This is a genomic window from Parachlamydiales bacterium, assembly GCA_041671045.1.
GTDB lineage: Bacteria > Chlamydiota > Chlamydiia > Chlamydiales > JABDDJ01 > JABDDJ01.
In genome coordinates, this window is the sequence record JBAZCF010000001.1 from 599,687 (window position 1) to 618,636 (window position 18,950).

Below are 18,950 nucleotides of genomic sequence, written 5' to 3' on the forward strand. Positions count from 1 at the left end.
GGTTAAGTCTCCGCAGTTTTTTGAAAAGAATAGATAGAACCTAATTTAAGTATCTGTGTTAGTTCGTCCAAGGCTGCATGTGTTTCGCGTAATAGTTCTGGATCAGCCAGATCACTGGTTTTTAACATATCGCGGTAGTGCTTGTTAATCCACTCTTTTAATTGCTTATAACGGATGTCGCTAAAAAGTACACCTTGATGGATAGAAAGAAGCTCTGAAGGAGTAAGGGAAAGATTAAACCTTAGACAGGCGGGGCCTCCGCCATTGCGCATGCTTTGTGTGAGGTTTATATAGATTACATTGTTGATAGGGACTTTGGGATCTTGGAGCAAGGAGTCTAAGAATAACTTTGTATTCGGATTATCTTGGCACTGCTTAGGAGCAAAGAAAACCATGTTGCCATCAGGCTGCGGTGCAATTTGCGAGTTGAATAGATAGGTGGCTACAGCGTCCTCTAAAGAGACCTGAGAGGCATTTACTCTGCACTCAACAAGAGGAGCGTTAAATAGTCCCCTGGATTTTTTTTGCATTTGTTCCAGCAGATTATCAGTAGAGACAAAGGAGTCTTCGTGATACATAAAAAAAAGTCCGCTGCCAAGGGAAATGACGTCATTATGGAAAACACCGGCATCGATAGCGCGGGGATTTTGCTGGGCATAAATGATATGCTCTTCCAAAAGTTTGTGGAAGCGTGCGACAGATTGTGAAGCTTCGAGAGTTTGCCTAGCAGGAAATTTTGAGGGAAGGAGAGCATTGGGGGTAAGTGCGCTTTGACCGTAGACAAAAAGATGCATCCCTGGAAGATAGGGATCTTTGGAAAAACGGATGTGGTTGGCGGATCCTTCGTCGGAAAATTGACGGTAAGGAGGAAGGGGGTTGTGGATGGTAAAGTAGCTTTCGTTAGAGAAAATTTTTTTAAGAATTTGATAAGTAAAGGGTGCTTCAATGGCGCGGTGCAACTTGCTGATAAGGTTTGCGGGGGTGATATGGACTTTACTGTCGAGGGTATCCGCCGAGGGGGCAAACGTCCCTGAATTAGCCGTAAACATGCAAGCTGCAGATGTGATTGAAGGGATAAGTTCAGGATATTTGCCCGCGCATTCATTCAGGATGGATTTATCACTGCCGGAGAAACCTAAAGCACGTAGCGTAGGGATATGCGGACGTTCATTGGGAGGTAATACAGCTTGATTGAGTCCGGCTTGATATAAGAGGTTCATTTTTTCCAGGCCTTCTAGAGCAGCCGCCTTTGGATTGGAGAGCGTGTCTTTATTTTCTAGGGATGCAATGTTTCCCGGTGAAAGACCGCTGAAATTATGTGTCGGCCCAATCAATCCGTCAAAATTTAGGAGAGGGGAAGGTTGTGTCATGTGGATTCCTTCTGGATGGTAATCCCTTGAGGTAGAAAAGGAGAGGAGGGTATTGCAGCTTCCATCGAAGCCACAGGATAAGCACAGTAGTCGGCAGCATAATAGGCACTGGGACGGTGGTTGCCGCTTTTACCTAATCCACCGAAGGGTGCGTTGCTGCTTGCTCCGGTAAGTGGAGCGTTCCAATTGATAATACCTGCTTTAGCATCCTGCCAAAATTTAGAATATAATTGCATATTATCAGTCAGAATACCTGCGCATAATCCATAGGAAGTATTATTTGCCAAGGCGATAGCATTTTCAAAGGTGTCTGTCCGATAAAGCTGAAGGAAGGGGCCGAAGATCTCTTCGTCTTTAAGACCCGATACTTCCGTACAGTCCAGAAGAATAGGTGAAACAAAAGCGGAGGACTCATTTTCATTGTCTAAACCCATTATAGGCTTAGCGCCCTTTTGCAAGAAGCTATTGTAAGCATCTCGCACTTTTTGTGCAGCTTGTGCATTGATCAAAGGCCCCATAAAAGGGTCATTAGTTTTGCTGGGGGGTCCTATCTGTAAGGCTTTCGACATCTCGACAAGTTTATTGACGAAGGAGTTGCCTTGCTCATTATCTTGTACGATGAGTCTGCGTGCACACGAGCAGCGCTGTCCTGTAGTGATATAGGCGGAATGGATTGTTGTAAGGGCCGCTTGCAAGATATTTTGACAATCCCAAACAATAAGTGGATTGTTCCCCCCCATCTCAAGAGCTAAGATGCGGTTTGGATAATCCAAGCTTTTCTCCAAAATTTTACGGCCTGTCAACCAACTACCCGTAAAGAATAGAGCGTCGATATGAGGGTTTTCGGAAATCGCAGCACCGATGTCGCTGCCTCCTTGAACTAGGTTGAAGACTCCCGGCGGTAAGCCTGCCTCAGCCAAACAGTGGGTGTAAAATGCTGCTGTGGCAGGGGTCAGTTCACTGGGTTTATAAACTATAGTATTGCCGGCAAGCAATGCAGGGATAATATGACCATTCGGGAGATGAGCAGGAAAGTTATATGGACCTAATACTGCTGCTACGCCGTGGGGTTTATGGCGGGTCACAGAAGTTGCTTGGGTAAGAGCGCTATGTGTAAATGCACAGCGCACATCATAAGCCTTATAGGAGATGGCAAATTTGTTGAGGACGGCGTTGAGTTCGCCCCTTGTTTCCCAAAAGGGCTTGCCTGTTTCGTTTGAGATAATTTCGGCGAATTCCTCGCGTTTTTGCATAATAATGCTATGTGCTTGAGAAAGCAGCTCTTTACGCTTAGGAAGCTGCGTTTTTTTCCAAAGGTCTGTTGCTGCGGCAGCAGCTAGTAAAGCGTCTTGGAGCTGTAATATCGTAGCGGAGTTGCCTTCCCATAGGACTGATCCTGTAGAGGGATTTTCCGATTGCATGGAAGATCCTTTCCCACTGATCCATTCACCATTGATATATAGGCTATTTGTGTGCAAGGAGCACCTCTTCAATAAGAGTTTCAATGATAGCAAAGTCGGTGTCTTGCAATACGCCAATAGGAGGCAGCATGCGTATGCGCGTAGGATTGCTGCCTGCGATGAAGGTGATGATCCCAGCTTGGAAAAGGGCTTTGACGATGGCAGTCGTTTTATCTGCAGCGCCGCCATAGGCTGTGAAGGCGACCATTGCTCCTATTCCAAAAGGTCCGTGAAGAGCTTGTGGATGGCGGTTGGATATGCGGTGTAGGAGGGTATGGAATTTATCCTGCAGCTGCATCACCAAACCATTGGGGCCATAGTACGAGCCACTTGTTAGTTCAGTGATGATAGCGATCGATGCCCTGATGGCAGCGGTGCTGCTCGTAAAGGTTTGGCTTAGCAAGCCGGGTTTGGGCGCAAGATGTTTTCTGTAGAGAGTTGCACAGGTTTGTGAGAGTTTTCCTAAAGTCACAATGTCAGTCAGATGGTCCACTTCGAAGTACTGCATTGCAAAAAGGCTGGATGTGCGTCCAAAGGTCTGTACTTCATCGACGATGACAAGGATGCCATCATCTTTTAGTATCTCCATCAATGTGATAAAGAACTCCTTAGTCCCTATATTAAAGCCTCCCTCGCCTTGAACTAATTCAAAACACATAGCAGCATGCTGTTTAGGGTAGCGGTGAAGGTGTGATTTCAAAGCGTTGACAGCTTTTTGGGTGCTTTCTTCCGGATGGGCAGGATCGTAAAAAGGTATATAGTCTACGAAAAGGGCTGTAGGTATCCCTTCACGGAAAAATGCCTTATCAGTAATTTGAGAAGCCGCGATGGTCCTGCCCATGAAGCACCGTTCAAAGGCTAATATGCGATTAGCAGGATAGCGCTTCTGGAAAGCGATCTTCAGGGCATTTTCGTTAGCCATTACTCCTGTTGTAGACAGGAAACAATGATCGAATCCGGAATGTTGGATCAATATCTCCATTAGTTTAAGCGCATCCAGGTTTTGCTGCAGATTGCCTTGCATGATTACATCGCTTAAGGCTGCTTCAAAGACGGAGGCAAGATAGAGGGGATGGCTGTGTCCGAAATAGTGCGGTCCTATGCCGCTGATAAGATCATATTTAATGCTGCCGTCTAATAGTTCCACAAAGGGGCCTTTGCCGCTGCCGCTGCCGATGTAAGGGTGCCAAAGGGGTGCGCCGCGGGCTTTGGAAAATTGATCCAGCCAGTTGTCGTAATCTAATTTCCGTGCAGGGTCGGGCGGCTTGATACCGTGGATTGTACTTTGGCTTTGCTCAAGAGCTTCGATCAGCAGTTTTTTTGCTTGGGCTAAACGGTGGTCTTGTTGCAGTCGTTCGGCAGCTAGCATTTGTATTGGATCAGTCATTGTCAGTACCTGGATGCTTTTGAATGTGTTTTTCAGCAATGAATTCTATCGAAGGGGCATCGGATGCTAGGCTTAACAGCAATGCCGCGCTCAGTTTAGCTCTTTGGGATAAGCTGGGAAGCCATGCCCATTCTTCATCTGTGTGCAGTCCGCCACCGATGACACCTAGTGTGTCCAGGGTGGGAAGTCCCTCGGCAGCGAGGTTGTTGCCGTCGCAAACGCCGCCCGTCTTAGCAGTTTCAAGGGGGATTTGCAGGGTGCTTGCGCACTCCTGCAATCGTTGCAGCAGGTTTGCTGTTGCTTGGTCAAAAGGTTTAGGCGGCCTGCGGCTGCGTATTTGCAGTTCTATAGCAATATCATATTTCTCTTTAATTTTCTGCGCAGCCTCAAGCATACCTTTTTCAGCTTTTTTCATGGATGTTAAGCTGGGCGAACGCACATTAATGTAGCTCTGTGCATAGTCTGGCACAACGTTTGCAGCTTCGCCCCCCATCAGGACCCCTACATTTAACGTGGTCGTTTCCGTGTTGAGCGGATAGATCGCTGTGATCCATTCTGCAAGAGCTACAACAGCATTTTTGCCTTTGTTAAAATCTCTGCCGGCATGGGCTTTTTGTCCGCGGGCTGAAGCTATATAATTTATTGATCCTTTGCGTTCTGTGACTATTGTACCGCCGGGCATTGCGGGCTCAAAGATTAATCCAAAATGGTTTTGCCAAGCATATTGCCGCCATAGTGACTGTGAAGCGACAGAGCCTGTTTCTTCATCGGGAGTGATCAGAATATCCCAGCCGATTTTCCCGGCAAGAGGGCTCCTTTCCAGTGCCTTCAAAGCGTAGATCATGACAATCAGGCCGCCTTTCATATCTGCAGTTCCGGGACCGATAATTTTATCAGGGGCCGCTAATCGACATTTTTGAAATGGGGATGATTTAGGGAACACCGTATCCATATGCCCCCCAAGCAGAATTCTCAAGGGCGCTTTGGGGTAGCGGCGTATTAGAAGTGCATTGGCATTCTTTTTTAATGTTGTTTCCCCGTTAGTATGAAGTTCAGGTGTAAGTGGAAGTTCGAGTGTGCTGCGCTCACCTCGTAAATCTGCTGTTGCATCCAGAAGAATTTGATGCACATGCGAGAGCCCTTCCAAGTTGTCGCTTCCGGAGTTTTGATCTGCGAGTTTTATCAGCAGTTCTTCCATCATATGCTGTTGTGTATCAATCCAATCAAGGTAAGTGGAATATTCTTTGGGAATGGGCATGCTCCTATAACTCTTAACTTTAAATTTATAAGTTAATTTAAATAATATAAAAAAAATGCACAACTAATTCCCTTCCTAGAAAATAGGCTGATCCGCTAATTTGACCAACATTGGTAGCTCATCTTAAGGAGATTGCCTTCCATGGACAACGAAATTTGTGAACGAATAAAAAAAGAGCTTTCGCAAAAACATGAGTGTTACGTGCTTATTACTTGCGGAAAGCCGAATTCGAATGGGGATATGGAAGTAAGCTTTAGTTACGGCGGAGACGCAGATTTAGCTTCTTATCTAATACAAGGTGCACAGTCATACATGGATGAAGAAGATGAGCGCACTCCCGCTTATTGTTAATACATCATGTTAATGTTATCTTTCCAAAGTGGCGATTCATACTACGCAATTTCCGGTGATGCAGTCATTGAAGTTGTTCCTAGTGTAAAGCTATTTGTTTTGCCCACAGCTCCCTCCCAAGTCGTGGGATTACTCAACTATGGGGGGGGTCCTCTACCCGTTATTGATTTTTCTATTTTAATGGAATCACGCCCCTCGAGAGAGGCGCTGCATACACGTATTATCATCCTTCAGGGAGAGGTAGATGAAAAACCATTTATGATTGGTCTTCGCGCTGAAAAAGTCACAGAAGTCTTCGACGGAAATCTCGAAGACTTTCAAGATAAAGGAATTACAAACAATAAATGGCCCTTTTTAGACGGCGTAATGGCTAAATCTAATCAAGTAATCCAACGGATCGATGCAGAAAAACTTTTTGAATGGTATAGCAATGTTGTACAGAAAGGTATTGAATCCGCAATGGAAAATATTGAATTATGGAGTCATTAAAGCGCATATGTTTACTATTTGAGCAAAGGCTTGGCTATAATACACACTATCTTGCCGATTCGCTCTGGGAAAGAGCGATTAAAGAGCGCATGAAAGAACTGCTGTATGAAGACGAGAAGCTTTACTATAATTACTTGGCCACGAATGAAGCCGAATTTCAACATCTGACAGAAAAAATTGTGGTGATAGAGACATGGTTTTTTCGCGATTCAGCAGCTTATGATTACCTGGTGGAATGGTTGAAAACCTTTTTGAATAAAGGCAACACCCGTATGGTGCGCATTCTTAGCGTTCCATGTTCTACCGGTGAAGAACCTTATTCTATTGCCATTGCACTGCAAGATGCAGGCATCCCTTCCTCCCAATACCTTATTGAAGGCGTCGATATCAGCAGAGAATTGATAGAGAGAGGACTGAAAGGGGTGTATAGCAAAAACTCCTTCAGAAACCTTAAAGAAAAATACTTCAAAAATTATTTCGTCAAAAAAGGCGAAAACTACTCAATAATAACCGACGTACGTTCACAAGTTTTCCTTAGACATGGCAATGCAATGCTGGAAAGTACTTATCCTCAGAATGTTGCTTATGATGCTATCTTCTGCCGCAACCTAATGATTTATCTTGATACCGCTTCGCAAAAAAAACTTTTTGCCATCCTTGCCAAAAAGTTGAAGCCTGAAGGAAGGTTATTCGTTGCCCCATCAGAATTAGAAGCCGCTCGAATCAATGGTTTCCAGGCAATGGGAACTCCTCAAGCATGCGCTTTGCGTTACAATTATGATGAAACACCTACACCAGTAAAACAATCCCAACATCTAAGCGCGAAAGAAGCTGAAGCCATCCTCATGTCGTTCAGCATCCCATTAAACCGTAGAAAAAGTATGAATAGGATGAAAGAGGCAATGGCATTGGCTGATAACGGTAGTTTCAAGAAAGCTGAAATACTTTGCCAAGAGCATCTGAAAGAAAATAAAGACGATCCGGAAGCCTTTTACCTCCTCGGGCTCATCTGTCAAGCATGCTCTGATTTTCCGAAAGCTGAAGAATATTTTACTAAGACTTTATATTTAGCACCTGAACATTATGAAGCCTTAATACATATGTCTCTCATCATGGAAAGGCATGGCGACCACGACCGCGCGTCCGTTTTTAAAAAAAGGGCGCAAAGACAACATAATAAAAGTGTATAACCCATGCCTGAACCCCTAGATCTGTTAACACAGTCTACAAGTAATTATGCTGAGAAGCTGTTAGACAGGGTGCCTGAAGCTTCGTACATGGCTATGTGGGAAGATTTGCTCAGGAAGACCAAAGTTGCTCAGGATGAAACACAGGAAAGCTCCCTGCTACTTTTCCGTTTGGGAGTGGAATGGCTAGGTATTTCAACCAAAATGGTGGAAGAAGTATTAGAAATACGCCCCGTGCATATTGTCCCCTCGACACGAAGCAATATTTTTCTCGGTGTCGTGAATGCCAGAGGCCAACTCCGCCTATGTGTTGCTTTGCATAAACTTCTAGAAATCTCAAGCAATATCGACGTCTCGATCAAAGAACGGTATTCTGTAGAAAGAAAATATCGACGTCTTCTGGCCATAAGAAGAGGCGGGGAGATTTGGGTTTTCCCCGTAGATGAAATTCATGGCATTATCAGTTTTGATTCATCCATGCTCGTCAATATCCCTATTACAGTTTCTAAATCCACGGCTAACTATATCAAAGGTCTCCTCCATTGGCAGGAGCGAAGTGTCGGCGTACTGGACGATGAACTGCTTTTTGAAAGCCTACGGAGATTGATACCGTGAACGCTGAGAAAGGAAACCCCCGTGACGCCATACTTAAAGTCTTTTTGACCGATCTTCAAAAAGATACCAATACCTTGCGCACACTGCTGCTTAAAACAAAACAAGTGGAGTGGGATCAGGTAAAGCAGGTATTAAGTCACGTTGCCGGCTGCGCAAGGCTTGCAAAATGCAGCGTTGTAGCACAATATGCCTCGATGCTTCTAGATAACATTAATAAAATTAATGAGAACCCTGAATTAAACGTTAAAGCTATTCAAGTCATACATGATGGTGTAGCAAATTTAGTTAAGCTTTCCTCAGAAGAAATCTCATTGGTAGAATGGGAAAAGAAAGCTGTAGAATGGCTTCAAAATACCCCTTCAACACCTAAAAAATCTAAACATGAATCACTGCAAATTCCCAGAGAGCAGACGCCGGAACATATTTTGGGAATGTTCGCTAATGAACTTGAGATCCAAGTCGAAGAACTGAATAAAGGGCTGCTCCGTTTAGAACATAACCGCAATGATAAGCTGACCTTGCAAGTGATGATGCGCGCTGCACACTCAGTCAAAGGGGCGTCCAGAGTTGTAGGACTGTCAGGAATTGTCCGCTTAGCGCATATCATCGAAGAGTGCTTTGTCAGTGCACAGCAACATCGCATCGACCTAGGTGAAAAAGAGGTCGAACATCTCTTCAAAGCTGTTGACTTCCTTTCCAAACTCTCAAAAGAGCCCCCATTAGAAATACCTCCCTATATGCGCAGTAACAGTGATGAAGTCGATAAACTTTGCCATAACTTGGAAGAGTGCATATTCGCTGCCGGCGGTACTTTTACACCCTTATCTGAGATTATAGAGGATGTAGACCAGGGGATCTTTCCCGACGAGCCATTGCTCATTCCCTTAGCGCCTTCCCAAGCACAGCAGCGCGCTTTGCGTGTGACAGCAGAAACATTAAATCGATTGATGGGGATAGCGGGCGAAGCTCTGGTAGAATCTCGTTGGCTTACCCCCTTCTCAGCCTCCTTGATGAAAATCAAACGCGAACAAGGCGCCTTTGCCTCATTACTTGATGAGCTCAGGACCATTGTAGGAGAGAAGCTGCAAGGAGACCGCTTAGATGATGAATTCAGCCTTTTGCTGCACAATATAGGCCATTGCCAGCATGAACTTTCCAACCGCCTTTCAGAATTTGAAATGTTCTCCCGTCGTTATTCAAAGATTGCTGAAAGATTATATCATGAAGTAATAGAAAGCCGTATGCGGCCATTTTCGGACATTACCGGCGGCTTCCCCCGCATGATCCGCGATTTGGCGAAGCAGCTCCATAAGAAGGTTGTTTTTGAAATGAGAGGGGAGTCGACTCCTGTCGATAGAGAAATCTTGGAAAAATTGGAAATTCCCCTTACACATATTTTAAGAAATTCCATAGACCACGGGATCGAACTGCCATTGGAACGAGCGCAAAAAGGAAAGCTTGAAGAAGGGTCTATTGTCCTGACAGCCCAGCATAGAGCCGGAATGCTGGCGATTGAGGTGTCTGACGACGGAGCCGGTGTTGATATAGAACAGATTAAGCAGACCATCCTAGCTAGAAACCTTGCCAGCAAAGAGATTTTAAAAAGCTTAACCAAGCAAGAGCTATTTGAATTCATGCTATTGCCAGGGTTTTCCACCTCAAAGAATGTAACCGAGATTTCAGGTCGGGGTGTAGGCTTAAGTTCTGTGCAAACATTTGTACACGAAGTGGGAGGAAGGATTACCCTAAGTTCAGAATATGGGCAAGGATTCCATATTAGCATGATCCTTCCTTTAACTTTATCCGTAGTAAGGGCCCTTCTCATACAAATAGGTTCTGAACCCTACGCGTTGCCACTAGCCAAGATCGAGAAAGTCCATGTCGTAGAAAAAAAACAGCTTGAATATGTAGAGCAACGCCCCTTTTTTCGTCTTCAAGACGAGAATGTCGGCTTAATATCAGCTAGCGAAGTCCTCGAGCTCCCCCCATTCCCCACAGGCGACTTGCTGCCCGTTGTCGTCTTAAGCGATCAGAATAACCATTACGGTATCATCGTAGATAAGTTCATAGGTGAAAAAGAACTAGTTGTCCAGGAACTCGACCCATTATTAGGCAAAGTGCCCAACATTAGCACAGGCGCATTTATGGAAGACGGATCCCCCATCCTTATTCTAGATGTCGAAGACCTTTTACGTACGATAGATATGTCGCTTTCAGGTGGACGCTTAAAGTCCTTTAGAGGTATTGAGTCCCTAGAAGGAGTTAAACGAAAGAAGAAACGAATATTAGTCGTAGACGACTCCATCACAGTGCGTGAAGTAGAATGCCGTCTTCTAGAAAATCAAGGCTATGAAGTTGAAACTGCTGTCAATGGCATGGACGGCTGGAATGCATTGCGCACAGCATCATACGACCTCATTGTCACAGATATCGATATGCCGCGTATGAATGGCATAGATTTTGTAAAATCAATCCGCGCAGACGCCCGCTTCAGTGACTTGCCTGTAATGATAGTCTCTTATAAAGAACGGGATGAAGACAGAGTGAAAGGGCTGGAAGCAGGCGCTAACTATTACCTGACTAAAAGTAGTTTTCATGACGAAACATTAGTCAAAGCGGTTAAAGATTTGATAGGCGAAGCAAGTACAGGGGCTTACCCATGAAGATCGCCATTGTTAATGATGACCCTGCAATAATAAAAGCTTTGCAAACTTTCCTGAAGCAAGATCCATCCTATAAACTTGTCTGGATTGCAAAATCGGGTGATGAAGCAATTGCAAACTCTCTATCCAATTTACCTGACCTTATTTTGATGGATATCGCTATGCCCGGACTAAATGGCGTGGAGACCACAAAGTATATCATGCAGCATACTCCCACAGCGATCATTATTGTTACATTCCCACTAATAAAAGAAACGCATCTGGTCTTTGAAGCTATAGGAGAAGGTGCTATAGATGCACTTAACGTAACACTTTCAGATTATTCTATTGTAGAATCAGAATCCCTCCATTACAAAATTCAAACAATAGGCAGACTTAAAGGGAAAATCCTTAGCAAGCTCAAAAAAACAGCAGAAAAACACGTTGAACCCTTAATGGCAAATAAAGAACCTTTCCCCATTTTGCTCACCATTGGGGCTTCGACGGGTGGACCTGTCGCGCTTTCGAAAATCCTTACAAGCCTGCCGTCTAACCTACCCTTAGCAATAGTCATCATTCAGCACGTCGACGAAAGGTTTATTGGGGGGTTAGCCCACTGGCTCAAAGACCAAAGCGGTCAGAACGTCAAACTTATTACAGCCGGCGATATACCCAAACCCGGTGTTGTACTATTGGCAAGCAAAAACCAGCACCTCGTGGTGCGCCATAATGGAACGTTAAACTATACGACCTTTCCTAAAGGCACCCCCTATATTCCCTCGGTCGATGTATTTTACCATAGTTTATACCAGCACTGGCCGCAAAAATCTATTGCGATACTTCTTACAGGAATGGGAAATGATGGAGCGCAAGGGATGAAAAGTTTGCGTGAAAAAGGGTGGCATACAATTGCAGAACATGAGAAAAGTTGCGTGATCTTTGGTATGCCGCGTGCAGCGATAGAAGCCGGAGGCGCAGAAGAAGTTGTCGAATGCGGACATATGCCCGCTGCCATATTAACCGCCTTTCGTGAAATAGCAAAAGCCAAAGGGTAGCCACAACATGTCATCACTACTGCCAACAGAAGTTATCACCACACCTTTGCTTAAACCATTAAGCACTTTTGTTATTTCAGTTTTGCTGATTGATGATCAGGAAATTATCGGCGAAACAATACGCTCCATGTTATCGGACCAAACGGATATATCTTTTCACTACTGCAAAGATCCCTCCTATGCAATAGATAAAGCGATGGAGGTTAACCCCACAGTAATCCTTCAAGACCTTGTCATGCCTGATATCGATGGTCTGGAGCTGACACGATATTTTAGAGCTCATGAGAAAACTAGAGATATCCCTCTCATTGTATTATCCAGTAAGGAAGATCCTGCCATCAAAGCCGAAGCATTTGCTGTCGGTGCCAATGACTATATGGTCAAACTGCCGGATAAACTAGAGCTTATAGCACGCATACGATACCACTCTAATGCATATATACGTCTTCTAGAACGTAACGAAGCCTATGAGAAATTGCGCGAAAGCCAACATCTGCTCAATGACGAATTAGCTGAAGCCGCACAGTACGTGCGCAGCCAGCTGCCTAATCCCATGAAAAGCGGTCCCAGGGCTAACTGGCAATTTACCCCTTCTCAACAGCTTGGGGGAGATGCATTTGGCTACCATTGGATTGACGACGACCACTTCGTAATTTTCTTGCTTGACGTTTGCGGGCATGGAATAGGTGCAGCATTATTATCGATCTCTGTAATGAATGTGTTACAGTCGCAAACGCTTTCACTGACTGACTACAAAGACCCTAAAGCTGTAATGCATTCGCTCAATGCAATTTTCCCTATGGAAAAACACAACAATATGTTTTTCACAATATGGTATGGCGTATGGTGTAAATCCAAAGGACAGCTTTCTTATTCTTCCGCAGGCCATCCTCCCGCCGTTCTTTTTCAGCCAGGTAAAAGCTCTCAGAAACTTCGTACAGAAGGTATCGTTATCGGTGCTATCAGCGATGCAGAGTTCTCTTGCAGTACCTGTGAAGTACCTCTGGGATCCCAGCTATACGTATTCAGTGATGGCGTCTATGAAGTGACGAACCCTTCGCAAGGAATGATGCATTTGGATGATCTGCTAAAAATCTTGGATAAAGTATCAGCTAACCCGTCAAGCGCTTTGAAAGATATTCAAAAGGCAGTACATTCATTCTCCCGCACGAAGGAAGTCTCGGACGACTACTCCATAGTACAAATCATCTTCGCTTGATAAGAAAAAAAGCGTGTCCTAGTATTAGAGAACTCCAATACTAGGGGGGAGGGTATGTTATTTAAAGAACTGCTCGGCTTGCGCTAAAGCATATCTTGTGAACGAATCGTCTATATCAACCTTGCGCTTTTGACCATGCACTTCAATTTCAATAAAGTTTTGCTTGTAGGCATCCATCAATTCCTCAAACGTAAAGTAATAAGTACCTAAGATAGCTTCTGTCATATCGGGTCTAGATTTGCCTATAGATTCGGCAGTACCTATGAAGATTTCACCTAATTGACCCACAATTCCCGAGTCGGGTGACATCATTCCTAAGGATTTGACTGTATCCGGATTTAATTTAATCCCTGTCTCATCGAGAGTTTCGCGCGCGGCAGTCACTGAGTTATCTTTATCGCTTTCTATGGGTTGGCCACGAGGAATTTCCAAACGTAATCCGACAGCATGTCTATGAATAAGCACCAAAGCAATTTTCTTCACACCCTCTTCGATACAAACCGGCAATACCGCCACGCCTTTTTTACCACCTAGGCCAGATTTCCAAATGATACGAATATAGGTATGTTCATAGTTGTTTTTTGGTGATGTCACAGCATCCCTTAAAACGTAGATGAATGCATCTTCATAAGCGATGCCGGGATATGACCACTCTCTAGCTTTCGCTTCAGCGACTTCACGAGTGTCGCCTTTATTCATAAGCTTTTTCGTGAGTGTTGCTTCATTAGTGGAGATGATACGCTGGACTTTATCCACATCGTAATGAATTTGATAACAGCCATTTTCGTTAGTGTACCATTCATCAGGTACAAGTTCAGGATACTTTTTAAGGAGTGCTTTATAATCTTCCCAAGCTTTGACCCTAAAAGTGCACTTCACTTTTTCATCCGTAGAAGTTTCTTCCACAGAGGTTTTGTAAGTAATATTTTCCAATTTTTTAGGATCAGAAACTGGGCATATCGCAAACTCTTCTATCTTACCAAAAATTTCGTTCCAGCGCTTGATCGCTTCTTGGTGCTTAGCATAATGATAAGCTGTTAGGGCGGCTACGTCGCCTTCCGCACGCCCATCCATTCCTTCGTTTAGACGACTGTGGATTTCGTTAATCCACTTTACCCTATCTTGCAGCTTAGTGAGTTCTGCGGGAGTCGAAGATATGTAGGATGAGGATTGCTTTTTTGCAAAAGTGGAAGCTTCCTTCAAATATTCGATATACTGGACATGATCCGCGTGTGAGATCGCATGTAACATAATACATTCCTTGCATTAGTCAAAATAGTATTCGGGCCCTTCTGAACCGGCTTCATAGTTAGGAAAATCTACCGGAGCATTCTCTTCCCAATATTTCAGCACAGGAGAGAAAAACTTCCAAGCTGCTAAGATCTCTTTGAAAGTTGCAAAATTACTAAAGTTACCTTGCAGCGCATCTTCAAATATATTTTCGTAAGCATCGTTGGAGTCGTTAGGAGTATAGAGAGTGTGTTTATTATCTGCAAAATCTACGTAATAAATTTCTTCAACGGGATGGATGCTGAAGACAAGTCTATTTCCACCGGATTTAAGCAAGGGCTTAAGCTGAATTTCAATTTGGGTCTTTTTTTCAGAAAGCCTTTTACCGGCTTTGACGACAAAAGGAACATCTTTCCAACGGTAATTGTCGATTTTAAAGTTAGCTGCAACAAAAGTCTCAACGTTTGATTCAGGGGAAACATTTTTCTCTTCACGGTAGCCCGGAGCTACTTGATTGTTAACAATGCCTCTAGCATATTGCCCACGAATAATTTGTGGAAATTCATCTTCCAAATTAAAAGCTTTTAGTGCTTTGATGACCTGGACTTTATTTTTTGATAGCTGCGGACCTTCTAAATTATCAGGCATATCCATCGCTACTAGTCCTATCATTTGCATGACGTGGTTTTGTACTACATCGCGCAGCAGCCCTGTTTGTTCCCAAAATGCACCGCGCCCTTCAATGCCAATATCTTCAGCTAAAGTGATGTCAACGGATTGAATGAAAATGCGGTTCCAAAGGAGTTCGAACTTCTCGAATTTTTTTCTGAAGCCCGTAATGCTGCGAACAATAGATTTTCCTAGATAATGGTCCACATAAGAAGCCTGGTCTTTACCTAGGTAAGCGGAGATCTGAGCATGTAAAGCTTTTGCGCTATCTAAATCTTTGCCGAAAGGCTTCTCAAAGAGCACTTTTACGTAACCGTCATCTTTGTCCAGCAGGTCTTCCTGGTACAAACCTTTGACGATTGTAGGGTAATTGTCGGAAGGTATTGCTAGATAATAGAGGTGGTTTGTGACATTTTTCCTTCTCAGAACATTGGCGATTTTTTTGTACAATTCTTCAGAGTCCAAGTTGCCGGTGACATAGACAATTTTGTCTTTTACAGCATTCCAATAGGGGAGTTGTTCTTCTTTTATGAACGTGCTGATATGTTTGAGGAATTGTTCCTGGGATAGCTCGCGCCGTCCGACGCAGATCCAGACATAGTCTTGCGGTAGTTTATCTTTTGCCGCAAGGCTAACTAAGGAGGGGATGATTTTCCTTTTAACAAGATCTCCGGTTGCACCGAAGAGGACGATGCCGTGGGTGGGGAGTTCTTTTTGTTCGTAATATTGTTCAGCGGGATAATAATCTTCTGATTCAGAATAAAGGTTAATTTGAAAACATAATAAAAGTAATAATGAGTAGATGATTTTATTCATGAAGATCTCGTTGTTAATTCTCCGGAGTATAATAGTTTGTTTTGGGTTTATTTTCAACCTCTCAGATCTAATGTGGAGTTTCCATTAATTCTGTGTGGTTTAAAAACACGGTTTTGCATATAGTTGTTCAATATTATGCGTCCCAAACATTTAAAATACCCATTTCATAATCCCGAAAACAAGCGCGTCTTCATGCAAGAACGCGTTTGGTATGTCCCTGAAAGCGGAGTGGCAGACTATTCTGCATTTGACTTCCAAGGATGGGAATCACCTGACATGTTCGGCAATGCCAACCCTGTCATGATTGAGTACTGCAGCGGCAATGGTGCCTGGATTGCACAGAAAGCTATTGAAAATCCGCACATTAATTGGATTGCCCTGGACAAACGCTTTGATCGCGTCAAACGTATCTGGGCTAAAATCCAAAATTTCCAGTTGCCCAACCTAATAGCTGTTTATGGTGAAGCGCTTTTCTTTTCGCAGAAGTACCTTTCCAATGCTTGTCTTGCAGGTGCATTTATCAATTTTCCAGATCCTTGGCCTAAGCGCCATCACGAGAAACATCGCCTAGTAGAACCGAAATTCCTAGACGAGTTGAATAGGATCCTAAAGCCTGAAAGCGAATTGACGATAGTGACAGATGATGTAGGCTATTCTCAATGGATACTTAAGCATACCCTTGCACACAAAGATTTTAAATCCCTCTATCCAGAGCCCTACTTTGTACAGGAGCTGCCAGGCTACGGTACTTCATTTTTTGAGAATCTTTGGCGTGAGCAAGGACTGACCATCCATTATCACCGATACCAAAAACAATCATCAGTTCTATGATATTCTTTGAAGCTCCTCAGTTTGTATGGAACGAAAATCCCTATTTCCCTGAAGGGACAACAGATGGCAATCTCGTTGTGCTTCAAGAAGCTGAGCAACCTGTAGGGGATTCTGCTGCAATATTATGGAAAAAAGATTTTAAGCTTTTTGATCAATTTCTCAAGCCCTTATCCGATAAGGAACAGTTTGACGAGATTGAAAAAGAACTGTTGAATTTTTGCGAAACTATTCCGGAGCAATACCATTCCCAGACATTAGGAGTTCTTCTTTTCTCAGGAAAGCTTGAGGATATATTAAATTTCCCTTGGGACTGCCAGCAAAATGATAATTTTAAAGCTTGGCGCGAATATGTAGACCCTGCCCATGATCTGAATGATTATTATTTGCTGCACCATTATGCGTGTAAAATCCTGAATGATTTCATTGAAATTTTGACCTCCGGCGTATCCCAGCGGTTAGAATGGTTTGTTCAAATTGACGGTTCAGGATTTGTGGATGAAGTAGAATTCTATCATTTAGCAAATGCCGCCCGCTTTGAAAATCTGCATGTATTTTGGAAATGTCCTCAGCCCGAAATATTAGCTGACCTGGTTTGGGATGCAGGCATCCCACTGCAAGGCTACTGTGCAGAAAGTAAATTAGATCTCCGCTACCAGAATTCTATAATAACAGGTTGGTGTTTACCTCCAGCAGGAATGATCGGACCGCAGGAGCTTCAGCACCAAAAATCTGTAGTGGAAGCTTTAAAAAAAGCAAATATTAGCTACCGTCCTATCCCGGATGAAAGAATAGCATTGAATTGGCAAGGATTAGATACTATCATCGCAATCAGTCACCATATCTCTCCGCAAGGAAAACGGCAATTGGCCGGTTTTTGTGCTGCAGGGGGGCTAGTGGTTACTGTAGGAGAGCCGCTGGGGCTTCCTAACGAAGAAACCTTTGCCAACTTTATGAATGCTTATGTCACGACGTGAATATCAACCTTACTTTATCCCCCGGCGCAATGCCCGCTGCGTAGGCTGCCATCAGCTTTTTAACCCTGAACAGACCTATTATTCCTCAATATTAGAACAACTAGACGGCACCGTTACCCGGCAGGACCACTGCACTGCTTGCCGTACGTCCGGCGCAGAGTGTGATGTAGCATGGCAAGGGAAAATTCCCCCTTCGGCTACAGCCTTTGTCAATGAAGCTGCCCGCTGCGAGAAAGCCCTTGAACTATTACGTACCTTTACCCAAAGCGAGGATCCTGAAGAAAAAAATCAGGCCTTCGTTTTAGCTTTATACCTTGAGAGACGCAAGCAAATTGTCCTTCGCAAAGAAATTTGGGAAGGAACCAAGGTTGCAACGCTGTTGTACGAATATTTGGAGACAGGCGAGATGCTGCATGTGCCAAAAGTGGCATTAGATAAGATTGATTTGACCTTAGTTGCTCAGCAGCTGGGGATAGATGGAAAAAAATAACCCTTTCCACATTCAGATAGAAGACTTTAGAAGATATCTTGCAGCTGAAAAAGGCCTCTCAGTCAATACGATTGATGCCTATTTAAGCGATGTCGATTCATTCACGATATTCCTAAAAAAAAATGACCTCAAAGAAATTAATGCTGAAGACATCATCAACTTTTTGAGCCAGCTCAAAGCATTAAATTACGCTTCCTCATCTATTTCCAGGGGATTGTTTGCCTTGAAAGTCTTCTTCCGTTTTCTTCATCGTGAAAAATATATCGAGAAGAATATCGCAGCTAATTTAGAGAGCCCTAAAATCTCGCAGCTTCTACCACAAGTCTTATCGTATAAAGAAGTTGAATCCTTGCTATCCCAGCCAGATACAAAGACAGCGCGAGGAGCCTGTGACAAAGCCCTCATCGAAGTTATGTATGGTTGCGGATTAAGGGTCTCTGAACTCTGCTCCTTAAATTTATATGATGTCGATGATGAATTTGTACGTGTATTTGGAAAAGGAGGGAAGGAGAGGATTATTCCGATCGGAAAAAAAGCCATCCAAGCTGTGGACTACTATCTTGCCCATTTTAGAGGCAAATGTGAAAAAGAGTCCGATCCATTATTTATCAATACGACAGGCAACAGGATGGACCGTGTGACTGTCTGGAATAGAATCAAGGACTATGCAAAGAAAGCGAATATACGAAAAAATATTTCTCCTCACACACTTAGGCATGCATTTGCTACCCACTTACTCGATAATGGCGCAGACCTTAGGGTAATTCAAGAAATGATGGGCCATTCACATATCGGAAGTACAGATAAATATATGCATGTTAGCAGGAAGAAACTCCAAGAAAAATTTTTTGCTTGCCATCCAAGGAACTAGTCCGATACCCTACCAATAAAATATTTATTGGATAAG

The 18,950-nt window shown here is 43.7% G+C and carries 17 protein-coding genes; 11 read left to right on the plus strand and 6 right to left on the minus strand.

Going from position 1 to position 18,950, the window contains the following annotated elements; genetic code table 11:
• Window positions 1–2 precede the first annotated feature (2 nt).
• Genes astB through WC222_02775 form a run of 4 tightly spaced genes read right to left on the minus strand, consistent with a single transcriptional unit; the run spans window position 3 to window position 5,475 of the window.
• On the minus strand, window positions 3–1,370 hold the full coding sequence (astB, locus tag WC222_02760; protein MFA6915291.1) for an N-succinylarginine dihydrolase: 1,368 nt from the start codon (window positions 1,368–1,370) through the stop codon (window positions 3–5).
• The gene (gene astD / locus WC222_02765; GenBank protein MFA6915292.1) at window positions 1,367–2,848 is read right to left on the minus strand and encodes a succinylglutamate-semialdehyde dehydrogenase; all 1,482 of its coding nucleotides are present in this window, start codon (window positions 2,846–2,848) and stop codon (window positions 1,367–1,369) included. The genes astB and astD overlap by 4 nt, the downstream gene beginning before the upstream one ends.
• Window positions 2,835–4,217, minus strand: coding sequence for an aminotransferase class III-fold pyridoxal phosphate-dependent enzyme (locus tag WC222_02770; protein ID MFA6915293.1), 1,383 nt, complete (start codon window positions 4,215–4,217; stop codon window positions 2,835–2,837). The genes astD and WC222_02770 overlap by 14 nt, the downstream gene beginning before the upstream one ends.
• Complete coding sequence (locus WC222_02775) at window positions 4,210–5,475, minus strand: hydrolase (GenBank protein MFA6915294.1); 1,266 nt, start codon at window positions 5,473–5,475, stop codon at window positions 4,210–4,212. Before WC222_02775 ends, WC222_02770 begins: the two co-directional genes overlap by 8 nt.
• A gap of 141 nt (window positions 5,476–5,616) precedes the next feature.
• Between WC222_02775 and WC222_02780 the strand changes: the two genes are divergently transcribed.
• The 7 genes from WC222_02780 to WC222_02810 are packed head-to-tail and all read left to right on the plus strand — an operon-like array spanning window position 5,617 to window position 13,033.
• Window positions 5,617–5,826, plus strand: coding sequence for a hypothetical protein (locus tag WC222_02780; GenBank protein MFA6915295.1), 210 nt, complete (start codon window positions 5,617–5,619; stop codon window positions 5,824–5,826).
• A gap of 6 nt (window positions 5,827–5,832) precedes the next feature.
• Window positions 5,833–6,315: a chemotaxis protein CheW gene (locus tag WC222_02785; protein ID MFA6915296.1), complete on the plus strand. Its 483-nt coding sequence runs from the start codon at window positions 5,833–5,835 to the stop codon at window positions 6,313–6,315.
• Window positions 6,303–7,505: a CheR family methyltransferase gene (locus tag WC222_02790; protein MFA6915297.1), complete on the plus strand. Its 1,203-nt coding sequence runs from the start codon at window positions 6,303–6,305 to the stop codon at window positions 7,503–7,505. Before WC222_02785 ends, WC222_02790 begins: the two co-directional genes overlap by 13 nt.
• Window positions 7,506–7,508: 3 nt before the next feature.
• Complete coding sequence (locus WC222_02795) at window positions 7,509–8,117, plus strand: chemotaxis protein CheW (protein ID MFA6915298.1); 609 nt, start codon at window positions 7,509–7,511, stop codon at window positions 8,115–8,117.
• Window positions 8,114–10,780, plus strand: a complete 2,667-nt coding sequence (locus tag WC222_02800; protein MFA6915299.1) for a hybrid sensor histidine kinase/response regulator — start codon at window positions 8,114–8,116, stop codon at window positions 10,778–10,780. The genes WC222_02795 and WC222_02800 overlap by 4 nt, the downstream gene beginning before the upstream one ends.
• Window positions 10,777–11,814 (plus strand): chemotaxis-specific protein-glutamate methyltransferase CheB, encoded by a 1,038-nt coding sequence (cheB, locus tag WC222_02805; GenBank protein MFA6915300.1) that lies wholly within the window; start codon window positions 10,777–10,779, stop codon window positions 11,812–11,814. Before WC222_02800 ends, cheB begins: the two co-directional genes overlap by 4 nt.
• A 7-nt stretch (window positions 11,815–11,821) precedes the next feature.
• Complete coding sequence (locus WC222_02810; protein ID MFA6915301.1) at window positions 11,822–13,033, plus strand: SpoIIE family protein phosphatase; 1,212 nt, start codon at window positions 11,822–11,824, stop codon at window positions 13,031–13,033.
• A 57-nt stretch (window positions 13,034–13,090) separates the two neighbouring features.
• Here WC222_02810 and WC222_02815 read toward each other — a convergent pair whose 3' ends face one another.
• Both WC222_02815 and WC222_02820 read right to left on the minus strand, forming a co-directional pair.
• The gene (locus tag WC222_02815; GenBank protein MFA6915302.1) at window positions 13,091–14,284 is read right to left on the minus strand and encodes a hypothetical protein; all 1,194 of its coding nucleotides are present in this window, start codon (window positions 14,282–14,284) and stop codon (window positions 13,091–13,093) included.
• 15 nt (window positions 14,285–14,299) lie between these two features.
• Window positions 14,300–15,748: a hypothetical protein gene (locus WC222_02820; GenBank protein MFA6915303.1), complete on the minus strand. Its 1,449-nt coding sequence runs from the start codon at window positions 15,746–15,748 to the stop codon at window positions 14,300–14,302.
• Window positions 15,749–15,940: 192 nt separating this feature from the next.
• Here WC222_02820 and WC222_02825 point away from each other — a divergent pair, with 192 nt between their 5' ends.
• Genes WC222_02825 through xerD form a run of 4 tightly spaced genes read left to right on the plus strand, consistent with a single transcriptional unit; the run spans window position 15,941 to window position 18,914 of the window.
• A complete protein-coding gene (locus tag WC222_02825) occupies window positions 15,941–16,579 on the plus strand; it encodes a tRNA (guanine(46)-N(7))-methyltransferase TrmB (protein ID MFA6915304.1) in 639 nt (212 codons plus the stop codon).
• On the plus strand, window positions 16,576–17,553 hold the full coding sequence (locus WC222_02830) for a hypothetical protein (protein ID MFA6915305.1): 978 nt from the start codon (window positions 16,576–16,578) through the stop codon (window positions 17,551–17,553). The genes WC222_02825 and WC222_02830 overlap by 4 nt, the downstream gene beginning before the upstream one ends.
• Window positions 17,540–18,043, plus strand: coding sequence for a hypothetical protein (locus WC222_02835; protein ID MFA6915306.1), 504 nt, complete (start codon window positions 17,540–17,542; stop codon window positions 18,041–18,043). Before WC222_02830 ends, WC222_02835 begins: the two co-directional genes overlap by 14 nt.
• On the plus strand, window positions 18,030–18,914 hold the full coding sequence (gene xerD, locus WC222_02840; protein ID MFA6915307.1) for a site-specific tyrosine recombinase XerD: 885 nt from the start codon (window positions 18,030–18,032) through the stop codon (window positions 18,912–18,914). Before WC222_02835 ends, xerD begins: the two co-directional genes overlap by 14 nt.
• Window positions 18,915–18,950: the final 36 nt, after the last annotated feature.